Genomic DNA, 13,330 nt, shown 5'->3' with positions numbered 1-13,330 from the left:
TTGGTGAAATAGCAACTCCTGTTTATCTTTTTACACTCAAATACACAGCCTAATCGCCTATGCAAAATGCCATATCTCGGTTTTCTACGAAGCCCAAATGGTTTCGACTATCCACTTATCTTGTTCTCATCTACCTTACTTACGCGCTTCTTATCGGCGTAGTTACGCCTGCGGTGTTAAAGGCAAAGTTACCCAACATAGTGAAAGAAAACATTGGAAGAGATGCTGCTGTTGAAGATATTGCAATCAATCCTTTCTTGCTAAAGATAGAAGTGACTAATCTTGTTATCTATCCAAATATACACTCTTCAAATGAAAGCGAAGATAACGCCGTAATCCAGAACCAAGAAAATCATTTTTTTAGCGTAGGCAGTGTTTCGCTGGACCTTGGATTCTGGCAATCACTTTTCACCTTCACTCCTGCCGTTGAATCGCTAACCATAGACGAACCTTTTGTTTCCATTGCACGTTTAAGCGAAAGTGAAGACACACAAATCTTCAACTTCTCTGACATTCTTACCCACGTAGAGAAACGCAGTACAAAAGCACCTGAAGAGCCTAATGACACTAGCGAAGGGCAAATTCCCCGAATTACGTTACGTGATTTTGCACTTAACGAAGGGCGAGTGGTTATTGAAGACAAGGTGACCAACACCCTACTTGATTACCCAGAATTGAGCGTTGACTTGCAAGATTTGGATACTCACGCTTTGATCAGTTCAAGTAGTGTTGGCAACAAAAACGCTAACCCTAAAAGCGATAAAAGTGAGAGTGATCAATCAAAAGGTAAGTTAGCGTTCAATCAATATCAATTTAACTTGCTCACCGCAGAGAAAGGTAACATCGCCATTGATGGCGAGTTTCAATTATCTCCACTGAAAGTTACGACAGACATCACGATAAACGATGTAGCGCTTACGCCGCTTTGGTCACTTTCGAAAGATTTGATAGAAGCAAATTTAGTAGACGGCAAGGTGAGTTTAAGCCTGCATGCTGAAGTTTTTGAACAAGACACAACCTTTCAGTTTATTCTAGAACGTGGCGAATTTGCTGTTAACAACCTTGTGTTTAACGCTGGTTCTTCGCCTGCCACAACAGGCACCGCCAAGAGTTCGCAGGAGATCATTGCCATACCCGCGTTTGCCATACACGATGTAAACGTAAACGGTTTAGAACAGCGAGTAAGCATTGCTGGCGTTGCCATCGACAATGTTCGAGTGTCGGCCCTATTTGATGAGTCAGGGCTTGATTTACAGCGTCTGTTTACCCTAAAAAGCCCAGCGGCAGATGCTACATCAGCTAACGCTCCCCCCCGCGCAGCGCAAGAAGGTAATAGCACAGCGCATACAAGTAATAGCACGGCGCAAAAGGGAAATAGTGAAACAGAAGATGAGAATGTTTCTAACGTAGCAACCGACAGCACAGAAGAACTCGCACATGACACTTCGTGGTATGTTGAGCTTCACCAATTTGCATTTAATGACGGTAGCATTGACCTTTTAGAGCGTAGCATAAGTGACGGTACTTACTACCGCATCAGCAACCTCAATATTAAAAGCGGAAAAGTCACTACTGACTTCTCTAAACCTATTTCCTACACCACCAGTTTACATGTCTCTGCCGACCCACAGACGTTTAGCGACACATCCAAAGGTGCACTAAGCAGTAGCGGCAGCGTAGTTATTGCAGAACAAACTGTGCAGGGTAAAGCAGCGATTGAGCAACTGGTGCTAAGTCAGTTCCAGCAGTACGTTTCTCCCCACGCAAATGTGACCCTTGAAGATGGGCTATTTAATTTAAACGTTGAGTTTGATGGGGCATTTATGAACGCCGCTGATAAAGACAATATCGACTCACTGAACGTTAAGGCGAGTACTAGCATTAATAATTTAAGCGTACTGGATGACGACAGCTCTCCCCTACTACAGTGGCAGTCCTTAGATGTAGACAACATCGAATTTGACCACACATCGAACCAGCTAAGCGTAGACAACATTCACCTACAAGCGCCATTTGCACGACTTATTATTGATGAAGCTAAACAGACCAATGTGAGTAAGCTGATTGTCGCTTCATCAGACAAGTCCGCTAACAGTGAAAGTGCCAGCGAAACTGGCAGCGCAACCACGTCGAAAGCATCAAACGCAAACGTGCATGCAAGCACTACAGCTGAGCCTTCACAAGCCAACGAATTGGCCATTGCCGTTAACACCATATCAATAGAAAACGGCAAAGCGTACTTTGCTGACCATTCATTAACGCCCAAATTTGCGTCTGCTATAGAAAGTTTAAATGGCAAAGTATTGGGAATTGACTCTCGCTCAACTTCCCCTGCCAATGTGGATATCACCGGAAAGATAGACAACTATGCTCCGGTAAAACTAGCAGGCACTATTCACCCATTAAAAGATGATATAGACCTTGATTTAAATTTTTCAGTCAAAGGCGCCGAACTGACTTCAGTTAACCCCTACTCAGGCACCTACATGGGCTACTACATTGACAAAGGCTTGCTATCATTAGCTGTGCAATACAAACTAAACGGTAAGGCGCTGGAAGGTAAGAATCATGTTGTTATTGACCAATTAACGTTGGGCAAGAAGTCGAACTCTGATCAGGCATTAAGCTTACCGCTTGGGCTTGCCATTGCGTTATTAGAAGACAGAAACGGCGTTATTGATTTGGGCTTGGATGTATCTGGCGATATCGACAGCCCAGACTTTAGCTTTGGCTCTATTATTCTCAATGCCATTGGTAACATTATTACCAAAGCAGTAACTGCACCGTTTTCGCTACTTGCGAACCTAGTTGGCAGTGACGACGAACTCGACAACGTTGAGTTTGGGTTTGGAGAGCATTCGCTAAATGCCGACGCTCAAGAAAAACTGAATACCCTTGCCAAAGCACTTAAAAAACGTCCAGGACTTAGGGTTAATATCGAAGGTACTGTCAACGCCATGTCTGATGCAAGTGCCCTAGCGCAACGTCAGTTGAACACCACACTTTTAACAAGAGGCGGCTATGCTGATTCATCTGCTACTTCCGGCAACGTTAGTACTAACGAAAAATCTCTTGCTGGCGGTGAAAATGAAAATTCCAACACCCTTGGCGGCGTACAGCGCGACTCAATAAGTGGCAGTAGCATCCCACTGGAAGGCCCGTTAGCCGACGCGCTTTTATCCTACTATGTTGAGGTGTTTACACCTGACCTTAATCAAGAATACGAAAACATGGTGGCGCAGCTTTACCCTGAACTCGCAAATTCAGGCAATGAACAAAGCCAAAAGAGTGCTGATAACAATAAGGAAGTCGTTAACGAAGAAAGTGTAAACCGAGCATTAAGCATTGCCCGATACAACAAACTACGTAACAACATTGTTATTCCTGAAAGTGACTTAGTTCAACTGGCTGACGCGCGCAGTAAAGCGGTGAAAGGTTATTTGGCAAATGAAGCTGAAGTTGAAGCGAATCGCTTATTCTTGCTAAATACTCAGCACGACTTACATACCGAATTTAGCGGTGTGGAATTAACGTTAGAAGCGAAGTAATGAACGGGTTGGCTTGAAAATAAAACCCTATAATTTAGGGTTCCATAAGGTCACTAAACAAAAAAGGGTAGCTTATTCAGTTAAGCTACCCTTTTTTGTAAACAGTGACTTCTGATACTACTTGCTACTTAAAACCCAGCTAGCAAATGGTACCGTAGTGCGTGCCTCGCCTACTTCTTCAAATGGGGCGCGCAAGTTGCGGATACATTAGACGCGTTGAAAATTTCAATCCAATAGCCGTCTGGGTCTTTGATAAATGCTATCCCTTTCATAGAACCATCATTAAGCCCTTTCTGAAAAGGAACGTCTAGTGATGCAAATCGTGCACATGCAGCTTCAGCATCAGGCACATGAAAACCAATGTGCCCAAAACCTTTTGGCTCTGTATTTCCGTTGTGATAATCAACTGTTTCTGGTGTATCGCCCCAATTATGGGTTAACTCCAACATAGCCGGGCGACCAAAAGTTTGCTGAGTACGTTCGTCTACATCGTCAGAAATATCAGAGAAATCATCACCTGCCGCCAAAAAATAAAGGCTGAACTTCATTTCTTCAAAATCTAGACGCTTAATTAGCGTCATTCCCATAACTCGCGTATAGAAATCTAGCGAACGCTTGGGGTCGGCAATGCGCAGCATAGTTTGGTTGAACACAAAACCTTGTGTCGCGGCATCTTTCTCTTCATACAGGCCTTCGGCCTTATCGAAATGTCGGCTCATAATAGTCGTCCTTAGCGATATAGATAATTAAGGCAAGGCAATCTTGCTTTGCCTAAAAACGAGTGCATAGAAGTGAGGGGTAATTTTCTTTTCACAACAGCACTTAGTCTATCCTCTTACGCGCTTTACCTCAGATGCGTTTTATTCAACGTCTATTTTTACAGCGCTTTTATTTTTTAGGGAGCTTTCCCCAAACCGAACCTGCATCACTTTTTTTCACTGGCGACACTTTAGTATTGGTGTTTTTGCCAGCCGCTTCTTTTTGTTTGCTAGCGCCTTTATTAAATGAGCTTGGCTTAGTACCAGAAGTACTTGGGCTATCTGATTTTTTAGGCGAAGTTTGTCGCGTTGACTCCGGTCGATATTTTTTCACCATACCCTGCAGTAAATTACGAACCACTTGATCGCCTGCGGGTTTGTAATTGCGATGGTCTGGCTTTCTAAAAAATGCTGACAGCTCACCTTTACTTATTCTAAAGTCTGCTAATTTTAGCACCGCTATCATATCGTCATCTTTATAACTCATCGCAATACGGATTTTGCGCAGCACTTCGTTATTACTTAATCGCTCTTTTGGCCCCAGTTCTTGAGGCGTTTGCCCTTCTTGACGACCACGGTTTTTAATAATCAGTCCATCTAGAAACAGCGCAATAATCTTATCGCGACACGGCAGATAGCCGTCTTCGCCTTCCCGCTTCATCACGGCATGTAAATAATCAATTTCCATGTCGTAGTTAACTAATTTAAAAATACTTATGGCGGCGGTATCGTTTATCGCTAATGCATAACGAAGGCGACGTAGAACATCGTTGTGGATCATGAAAATGGGCCTGAAAAGTGGAGTAGCCAGTAATTGGTATGGATTAAAGTGTAGCGCAACACGCGCTTTCGCATATTTTACACTACTTGGCCATTCGCATCTATCGAGAGTGTTCCCTTACTTAAGAGAGCCACCAAGACGCTGCAACTTGAAGTGGCGAGGGGTCGTTGGTATCAGAGACCCAAACAACGAGAGCGTGTTTTTTGGCTTTTATATGAGTATTACTGGGCCAAGGCAGAGTAGCCACCTATTGCTGAGCATTAGTATTGTCGCCATTTGTAGATGTTGAAACCTTCGGTTGTTCCGGTTGTGCATTGATACGCCAGTCATAATCAATAAACCGCAGCTTATAATTATTAGGAATAGGTTCGGCTAGATACTGGTTAATATATTGAGGCAAGTCCTTTGCTTTACCTGAAGCGACAAAGTCTTCAGTATAAAAATCGAGGATTTCCGAAACATACACGCGCTTGCGTTTGTCATCAAAGTAAAAGTGTTTCTTATTCCCGAAGAACTCATGGGTGGCTTGTTCAAGGGTGTCGTCTAAGGTTTTTGCAGAAAACGGCGTTTGCGGTAGCCTTGGGCAATCTTTTACCATGCAGTTAAGCGCAAAGTCGGCTCTGGGCTCGTTAAGCGGTCTAATTACATCGTTTTCAAAATCATATAAATTTGTGACTTTACCGCCAATCACCACATCGCGAAACTTGAAAAAAGCTGCTCGTGAAAAGAAACTGGTAAAGCCATCTGGAATACCTTTTTCTATAACCCCGTACATGGCTAACGCATTATAGCTATTGATGTAATAGGCCATAACGGATTGTGGTGAGTCAAACAATTCAGGCGTGGCGTCAGGGCTAGCAAAACTAATAAAATTAATGACGTTTTCAAGGGGCACTATATCTTTAGATTACCCCCTAAAATCGGTTCGCCCCGCTTCATCTACGTAGTTTTCAAGTACATATTCCCAATCTTGTGTCGCTTTGAAATAGCCTTGCTTAAGTTGCGCTAGTTCAATTGGTTGAGCACTGTAAATATTTAACCCGCCCTCAGACGCTTGGCTACTGTTGGCAGTAGGTAAAATATATAGCAGCAATATGGACAAGATAATGGCTAACATACGCTCAGATTGAGCAAATCGACGAGGCTTCATAATCTTCTCCTTACACGCTTTTGGCTGGGTGGTGACGCTTGCCATTTGTATTAATCGCATTTGCAGACAGCGAACTAGGTGTTGCTGTATCTGGGATTTCGCGAATGGGTATTACATTGTTTTGTTTGTAGCGTTCTCCAAGTGGCTGGTACTGCTTTTTCTGCCCGCGGCGGTCGGTATATGTCAGAGGTTTCAATATATGTTCATCGCGCTCGGCATTGTGCTTGCACATGGAAAATTAATCACAGCAGCCCTTATTCGGGGCTTTTTCAAGCACGCACAAACGTGCCGGTTATTGTAAGAGCGTCAGTCAGCTTGAGCGGTACAAAGCAGCGAGATAAGCGTGCTTTTGGTATGGCAATCAAGCTTTCCCCAATACTCAAAGTACGGTTACTGAAAACATATTTTTAATGCACTCGCTGGGTGGCACTAAAACCCAGCATGTCGCCAACTTACCTTTAACTAACGAGCCCGCACTGGGCGAATTGCCGCCTTTTAGTCAATTGCTAACCGCATATCGCTTGGAAAGCGATCTTGAAGAAGCCGATAAGGGGTTTAGCGGTGAAAAAGCGAATGCGCGTTTCAGACCTGTTTCACATTTAGCAGAAGTTCTGCTCCCTAACGACGAAAAAGCGAAGAATGTAACGCAAGGCCCTTACTGGCTAAAAGCGTCGTTAAAACCTGATACACCGCTAGTGAATAGAGATGACTTTAGGGATGAATTATCGTTGCAGCATTACCCAAATAAGACGCTATCTTGGGTTTTGCCTGCTGCCAATTTTAACGATGCAGGGATAGATAAAGCCCAATGGCAAGAGATAGGTGAAATTACATTGACTGAATCTGTGGTCTCCCTTACCTGCGACACGAAACTTCACTTTAATCACCCTGCAATCAAATGACGCTAAGCAATTCCGTTTAAACGGGTAAACCTCGCGTTAGAGTGTTTTTACTGCCTATTGAGATTACCGTATAGTGAGCAATGTTTTCATTGTTTTGGTATTAGTGTTGTTTCATGTCCGGTTCCTTTCGCAAGAACAGTCGCAAATACAGCCGCAGTATTCACTTGTGGCTGTCGCTGGTTATTTTCATTCCTGTGATCATTGTTATTGCGAGCGGTTTATTATTGCAGGTTAAAAAAGAATTCGACTGGATCCAACCACCAACTCAAAAAGTGCAGAATACCCAAACCAACGGGCCTACGATTTCCTTCGACGACGTGCTACAAGCCGTAAAACAAGTGCCTGAGGTTAGTTTAAACAGCTGGGACGATATAGACCGATTAGACGTGCGCCCCACAAAAGGCATCATTAAAGTGCGAGGGAAGAACCATTGGGAAGTTCAACTGAATGCACAAAATGGTGATGTACTTCAGGTTGCGTACCGACGCACAGACACCATTGAAGCAATTCATGACGGTAGTTGGTTCTTTGAAGGTGCCAAGCTATGGCTGTTTTTGCCAGCCGCCCTTTTACTTTTTGTGCTGTGGGTAACGGGCCTTGTTATGCTGTACACCACCATGAAAAGCAAATATCGAAAGAACAAATTTCGTCAGCCCTTAAACAACTCATAACAGATAAGTTATTGCCAGTTGAACACTTTCGCCCTGTGCAAATGCCGCTTTGTCATCGGCACTGGTGTAATACTGTTGATTGGTTAAGTTGCGCCAGCTAGCTTGAAGCTGAATACGCTCGTTTAACTGCCAATCAGCGCCCATATCCAGTGTAAAAACCTCATCGAGCGCTCGTTCTCCGTCAGCAATATCCGTCTTACTTGCACGATAGGCAAATACCGCAAATAAACGCATAGCTTGCCATTGAACACCTAAATCAAGCCTCTGACTGTTTGCAGGTATATCTGCGATGCTATTACCCAAATCGTCTTCACCGCTAATCCACATTCCGCTAAGTCGAGCGTCTAATGCGTCATTGTGCGATTGCCAACTAAGTTGATAGCTCACCCCCTCTATCGTTGCACTGTCTAAATTAGAATATTGAAGCACATCTTCAGCAACCATAATGCGTTCAATATAGTTATCAATTTTCTGATTAAACACCTCTATCGAGCCTTGCAGTTGCTCACTGCTGTAAGCAACACTGGCTTGCATATTTAACGCTTGCTCTGTTTCAAGTTTGAGGCTGCCCAACACAGTACCGCGAGGCGTTTCGCCAGCGAAGAAACGTTCAGTTAAAGACGGATTTCGAAACGCGCTAGACACATACATACCGGCCGCCCAATGCTGAGAAAGCTGATAATTTGCGCCTAAATACCCGCTTAGATTAATGTTAGTCTTAGCAGTGCTAGATTGGAATGTATTGGCACCTGAATCATCAGACTGGCGCTGCCAGTCGACCCGTGCGCCAAGGGCGAGCGACAAGCTTTGCCACTGACGTGAGGCATCAGCAACCGCTGCACTAGTAATCTCACTTGCATCGAGAGTGCGCACTTCATAGGCAAGCTCTGGTTCAAATGCGTTTATTATGAAACTGGGCGGTGTGGTGTCAGGTAACGCGCTTTCCTTTAGTGTTAATGTAAATTCTCTCTCATCTGCCACTACGCCGTCTCGACCAGTAACTTGCAGCTGCCAGTTCAAATCCCAGTCTTTCAAGTGCGTATCTGTACTTATGTTAAACCCATAGTCAAACGCCTTGTTTTCACTGTCGTTGATGCGGCTTTCTGGTCGCAACACCGAGGTGTCTAGGCTAGATTTATGCCACCAGACATTTCCAGTAAATAGATGACTTTCAAACGCTATTTTGCCAAGCCAGTGCGTGTTGTCTGGGTAGGTGGTTATTCTACTTTCTGGGAAGTCACTGCTCGACTTACCAATGTCGTTATTATCAGAATAAAGCGTCCACGCTTCTTTTATGACGCTGTCTTCAGGTCTGTGCCTAAGAAACAGGCCTGTTTGTTCAAATTGGTCAAGCAACGAATTGCCATTCGCATCTTCTCCATTGTCGGCGCTTCTGTATGAAATGTTCCAGTCTGTCTTGCTCTCTTCAGTTAGGCTGTTGCTATTGTCTGCATGGCGTGTGCTGCCAGCATAGCTCAGCGCCTTCATTTGTTGATTGCTGCTGTAGCCAACGCGAAGGTGAGGCGTTTGAATTTCCCCAAAATGCAAGTTCACCGCGCCACCTATCGCTCCCGAGCCTAGGTAAGTGGAAGCGGCGCCCGGTAATACGGTTGCTGACGCAATAAAATCAGGTGGAACAAAGCCAATACTTGAGCCTGCCCGCCTGTCGCTCACAATCGGTACACCATCTAATAGGGTTTGAATTCGCCACCGGGAATACCCTCGAATACTGATACTTTGTATTTGCCCTCCCTGCCCATTTAACGACACAGAAGGGGACTGAAGCAGAACGTCATTGGTATTCAAAGGCGCTACTAAACTGCTCTTATCAAACTCATATTGTGGGAAAATGAGCGAGAGCGTTTCGTCATAGTTGGGGCGTATGGCCGTTACCGTGTAGCGCTCAAGTTCGCTATAGGGTTCACCTTGTGCAAAACTTGGTACAGACAAAAGGGATAACGAAAGCGTCGACCAAACCGGCGACAAAGAAAATATTAGTAAAGTAGTAGATACAGGTTTGCCTGATGGGCGTTTAACAAAAGCTGAAGATTTTGATGCAAACAAAAAAGAAAACAATGACGGTCTCACTAAGCGATACACAAAAGAAAAAATAAGTATGTACCGATAAATTTGGTAAAAAGATGAAAGGCGCGGCAGTAAATCTACTGCCGCGTGTTAGGTCCAATGAGCCCCAGTGACCGCTATTTCGCGATTACAGGCAGACCAGCAGTCCATGGACCACCCGCATCAAGCACTGCATGCTGCAGCTTCGGTACAGCGGTGTTTTGCAACGTACTGATGCGCGTTACCACGCTATCTAAGCTATTTTGCGCATAGCCAAGCTGATCTTTGTGCTGCTGTGTGGGGCCGTAAGAAGAGCCCAACGCAGAACGCGCGTAGCGCAAGCGACTCATAATGTTCGCCGGTTTAATTCCCATTTTGTCGCGAGATTTAAGACCATAAAACGCTCTGTTCACTTCGTTTATTTCATCTTGAATAGCAGCAAACTGCGCTTCAAGTTTAGCCACATCACTGGGTGTGCGGTCGATAGCCGTTCGCAATAGTGCCATTGTATCTTTAAGCTGCGTTAGCACGGTAGTAGAAGACAGTGCGCGTTTTTGAGCACGGCTTACGTCATTTGAATAAGCAGCTATTTCCTCATAAGTCGCACCCTCAAGCGCGCCCTGATAAATTGGCTGTAGTTCAAACGAAACAGCTTCAGAAAGTGGCGTTACCTTAGCATCAACGCGCTTAAATAAAGTAGCGGTATAGGTGCCAGGCAGTGCCATTAAACCTCTATCCTTACTTTCTTTATCAGTAAGCGGCGCAGTTGACGTATGCTTCATATCCCAGGTGATGCGATGTAAGCCTTTCTTCACTTTACCCTCTACACGCTTTATAACGTCGCCTTCGCTATCTTTTATTTCAACGTAAATAGCGGGTACCGCTTCTTGATTTTCTGCCTCAACGGCCTCCCAGCTTGGATATTTAGGGTACTTCTTATCTTTAATTAGCTTTTTCTCTGCTTCCTGGCGTTTTTCTTTTGCCGTAAGCAAGCTGTCTTTCAGATAATAAGTAAACGTTGCACCGTGCTCAGGGTTCTCGGCCACAAAGCGATCGTCACCGTCGGAGTCTGTGTGATTGTCATCTAATTGGAACCACTTAACCGGACGGCTCGGGGCAAACAAGATAGCCTCTTGCTGCATCGACTTTTCAGTTAACGAACGCAGTGGCGCGTAGTCATCAAGAATGTAAATCCCACGACCAAACGTACCTGCAACTAAATCGTTTTCACGACGCTGAATTTTCACATCTCGGGTTGAAATGGTAGGTATACCGCCTTCTAACTCAACCCAGTCTTTACCGCCATTTACCGAGAAAAATAATCCAAACTCTGTACCGATAAAAAGCAAGTCTTTGTTTACATGGTCTTGCACAATGCGCCACACCAGGTGCTTTTCAGGTAAGTCATCGGCCAGTGAAGTCCAACTTTTGCCTAAGTTAGTCGACTTAATTAAATAAGGCTTGTAGTCGCCGTATTTATGATTATCAAGCGCCACATACACAGTATTGGGGTCGAACAAGTCAGCGCGAATATCATTTACATACGAATTGGCAGGAATGCCTCTAATATCGTCTAACTCAATCTTTTTCCAAGACTTACCGCCGTTTGTAGTCACCTGGATAATACCGTCGTCAGTCCCCGCCCACAGAATGTTTTCATCTACCGGACTTTCAGCGAAATTGGCAATGGTGTGAAATTCGGTCATGGCGTACAGATCCCAACCGGCTTCTACCGACCATGTGCGCCCCATCAATGGCGAGTGCATACGATTGCCGTTTTTCGTTAAATCGCCCGATACCGGCGTCCAGCTATCGCCGCGATCATCGCTTCGCCAAACGCGCTGCGAAGCAAAGTAAATACGTGCAGGGTCGTGTGCCGACACATTAATTGGTGCATCCCAGTTGTATCGTTCTGCCGGGTCTCCAGGCTGTGGCTGAGGCTTAATATAAACCCCTTCACGGGTTTTCATATCCACGCGGGTCAAATTTCCCTGCTGCCATTGCGAATACATAATATCTGGGTTACCAGGCTCTGTTGCCGGGCCGTGTCCGTCTCCACCTAACGTCAAGAACCAATCTTTATTCTTAATCCCTTCTTCTCGCATAGTGCGCGAAGGACCGCCTTGGGTAGAGTTATCCTGTGCACCTGCGTAAATTTTGTAAAATGGCTTTGAATCATCTGGCGCAACTTTGTAGAACTGGGTCAACGGTAAGTTCGCCATAAAGCGCCAGTTAGCCATTCTGTCGTGAGACATGTAAATACCACCATCAGATCCCATTAAAACAAAATCCGGATCGGTTGGGTGGAATGCCATGGCGTGATCGTCTACGTGCTTGCGTTTTGTATTAATGGGCGTCCACGTCTTACCACCATCATCCGACACTTTACTGTAGTTACTGGCAATATAAACACGGTCAAACTGATGCTGGTCAGCGAAGATTTCCTGATAGTAATGAGGGCCTGTTCCACCGCCTACTTCGTCTGACATTTTAGTCCAGCTAGCGCCTTGGTCGGCTGAGCGATAGAAGCCACCGCCGCGATTGTCGGTTTCAATAGTTGCGTAAATAACATCTGGGTTCATGGGCGATATGGCCATTCCAATTTTACCCATGTTGCCTTGTGGCAAGCCTGTTTTAAGCTCAGTCCAAGTTTCGCCGCCATCGTTAGAAGTATGAATACCAGCGCCTTCGTTAGTGCCCACATAAGCACCAATGGAACGCTGGCGCGCCCACGTCGCAGCATATAGTTTGTCGGGGTTACGCGGGTCAATAAGTAATGACGTTACGCCGGTCCATTTATCAGCTGGCTTTAGTACCTGCTTCCAAGTTTCGCCACCATCGGTGGTTTTGTATAGACCGCGCTCGCCGCCACCGCTCCACAGTGGCCCTTGCGCTGAAACCCATACGATATCTGGGTTAGTAGGATGGATAATAATGTCTGAAACATGCTCTGACTTCTTAAGCCCCATGTTCTTCCAAGTTTGGCCGCCATCTAGTGACTTATAAACACCGTCGCCAAAGCTAATGTGACGGCCACCATTATTTTCGCCCGTTCCCACCCAAATGATATTTGAGTTACTTGGCGCAATGGTTACGTCACCTATTGAATAAACAGGTTGGTCGTCAAATATTGGCTTCCACGTTGTGCCCGCGTTAGTGGTTTTCCATACGCCACCCGAGCCAACCGCAGTATACCAAGTGGATGGGTTGTTTTGGTCAATTGCAATATCGGCTATACGCCCAGACATGTATGCAGGTCCAATGCTTCTAAGCTCCATCGCTTTGAATGTTGAACTGGTGAAGACTTCATTTTTGTCATTTTTGTCTGCAAAGGCGGGCGTGCACGAAAGTACAGCTGATACAGCAACTGCCGCTTTAAGAAGCTTTTTCATTATTGTTATCCAGTGTGTTTTTATAGAGGCTCAAGCCTAATGCCAGTCAGTTAAGCTGACTGGC

Annotated in this window: 10 protein-coding genes; 3 read left to right on the top strand and 7 right to left on the bottom strand. The window is 45.1% G+C overall.

What is annotated here, in order from left to right; genetic code table 11:
- The first annotated feature begins 59 nt into the window (after window positions 1-59).
- Window positions 60-3,548 (top strand): DUF748 domain-containing protein, encoded by a 3,489-nt coding sequence (locus tag ACX5KA_RS09950; protein WP_458731025.1) that lies wholly within the window; start codon window positions 60-62, stop codon window positions 3,546-3,548.
- Window positions 3,549-3,718: 170 nt separating this feature from the next.
- Here ACX5KA_RS09950 and gloA read toward each other — a convergent pair whose 3' ends face one another.
- The 5 genes from gloA to ACX5KA_RS09925 all read right to left on the bottom strand — a co-directional run bounded on the left by gloA (window position 3,719) and on the right by ACX5KA_RS09925 (window position 6,433).
- On the bottom strand, window positions 3,719-4,267 hold the full coding sequence (gene gloA / locus ACX5KA_RS09945) for a lactoylglutathione lyase (RefSeq protein WP_014950300.1): 549 nt from the start codon (window positions 4,265-4,267) through the stop codon (window positions 3,719-3,721).
- 169 nt (window positions 4,268-4,436) lie between these two features.
- Window positions 4,437-5,087, bottom strand: a complete 651-nt coding sequence (locus ACX5KA_RS09940; RefSeq protein WP_039218421.1) for a YehS family protein — start codon at window positions 5,085-5,087, stop codon at window positions 4,437-4,439.
- Between the two features lie 247 nt (window positions 5,088-5,334).
- Window positions 5,335-5,982, bottom strand: a complete 648-nt coding sequence (locus tag ACX5KA_RS09935) for a DUF547 domain-containing protein (protein WP_458731024.1) — start codon at window positions 5,980-5,982, stop codon at window positions 5,335-5,337.
- A 12-nt stretch (window positions 5,983-5,994) separates the two neighbouring features.
- On the bottom strand, window positions 5,995-6,237 hold the full coding sequence (locus ACX5KA_RS09930; protein WP_458731023.1) for a hypothetical protein: 243 nt from the start codon (window positions 6,235-6,237) through the stop codon (window positions 5,995-5,997).
- Window positions 6,238-6,247: 10 nt separating this feature from the next.
- A complete protein-coding gene (locus tag ACX5KA_RS09925) occupies window positions 6,248-6,433 on the bottom strand; it encodes a hypothetical protein (RefSeq protein ID WP_458731022.1) in 186 nt (61 codons plus the stop codon).
- Between the two features lie 214 nt (window positions 6,434-6,647).
- Here ACX5KA_RS09925 and ACX5KA_RS09920 point away from each other — a divergent pair, with 214 nt between their 5' ends.
- Both ACX5KA_RS09920 and ACX5KA_RS09915 read left to right on the top strand, forming a co-directional pair.
- Entirely contained in the window at window positions 6,648-7,139 is a 492-nt protein-coding gene (locus ACX5KA_RS09920; RefSeq protein ID WP_458731021.1) for a hypothetical protein, read from the top strand.
- A 113-nt stretch (window positions 7,140-7,252) separates the two neighbouring features.
- The gene (locus tag ACX5KA_RS09915; protein ID WP_039218424.1) at window positions 7,253-7,810 is read left to right on the top strand and encodes a PepSY domain-containing protein; all 558 of its coding nucleotides are present in this window, start codon (window positions 7,253-7,255) and stop codon (window positions 7,808-7,810) included.
- Here ACX5KA_RS09915 and ACX5KA_RS09910 read toward each other — a convergent pair.
- Both ACX5KA_RS09910 and ACX5KA_RS09905 read right to left on the bottom strand, forming a co-directional pair.
- Window positions 7,805-9,760 (bottom strand): TonB-dependent receptor, encoded by a 1,956-nt coding sequence (locus ACX5KA_RS09910; protein ID WP_458731020.1) that lies wholly within the window; start codon window positions 9,758-9,760, stop codon window positions 7,805-7,807. The two genes, ACX5KA_RS09915 and ACX5KA_RS09910, sit on opposite strands and share 6 nt — an antisense overlap.
- 251 nt (window positions 9,761-10,011) lie before the next feature.
- Window positions 10,012-13,266 carry a WD40/YVTN/BNR-like repeat-containing protein gene (locus tag ACX5KA_RS09905; protein ID WP_458731019.1) on the bottom strand — a complete coding sequence of 1,085 codons (3,255 nt, stop codon included), beginning with the start codon at window positions 13,264-13,266 and terminating at the stop codon, window positions 10,012-10,014.
- Window positions 13,267-13,330: the final 64 nt, after the last annotated feature.

This window comes from Alteromonas alvinellae (assembly GCF_902705805.1).
This window is presented reverse-complemented; position numbering and strand designations above follow the sequence as displayed.

Coding starts and splice junctions, on each gene's coding strand:
- ACX5KA_RS09950 (WP_458731025.1), top strand. CDS start 60: ATGCAAAATGCCATATCTCGGTTTTCTACGAAGCCCAAATGGTTTCGA.
- gloA (WP_014950300.1), bottom strand. CDS start 4,267: ATGAGCCGACATTTCGATAAGGCCGAAGGCCTGTATGAAGAGAAAGAT.
- ACX5KA_RS09940 (WP_039218421.1), bottom strand. CDS start 5,087: ATGATCCACAACGATGTTCTACGTCGCCTTCGTTATGCATTAGCGATA.
- ACX5KA_RS09930 (WP_458731023.1), bottom strand. CDS start 6,237: ATGAAGCCTCGTCGATTTGCTCAATCTGAGCGTATGTTAGCCATTATC.
- ACX5KA_RS09920 (WP_458731021.1), top strand. CDS start 6,648: ATGCACTCGCTGGGTGGCACTAAAACCCAGCATGTCGCCAACTTACCT.
- ACX5KA_RS09915 (WP_039218424.1), top strand. CDS start 7,253: ATGTCCGGTTCCTTTCGCAAGAACAGTCGCAAATACAGCCGCAGTATT.
- ACX5KA_RS09905 (WP_458731019.1), bottom strand. CDS start 13,266: ATGAAAAAGCTTCTTAAAGCGGCAGTTGCTGTATCAGCTGTACTTTCG.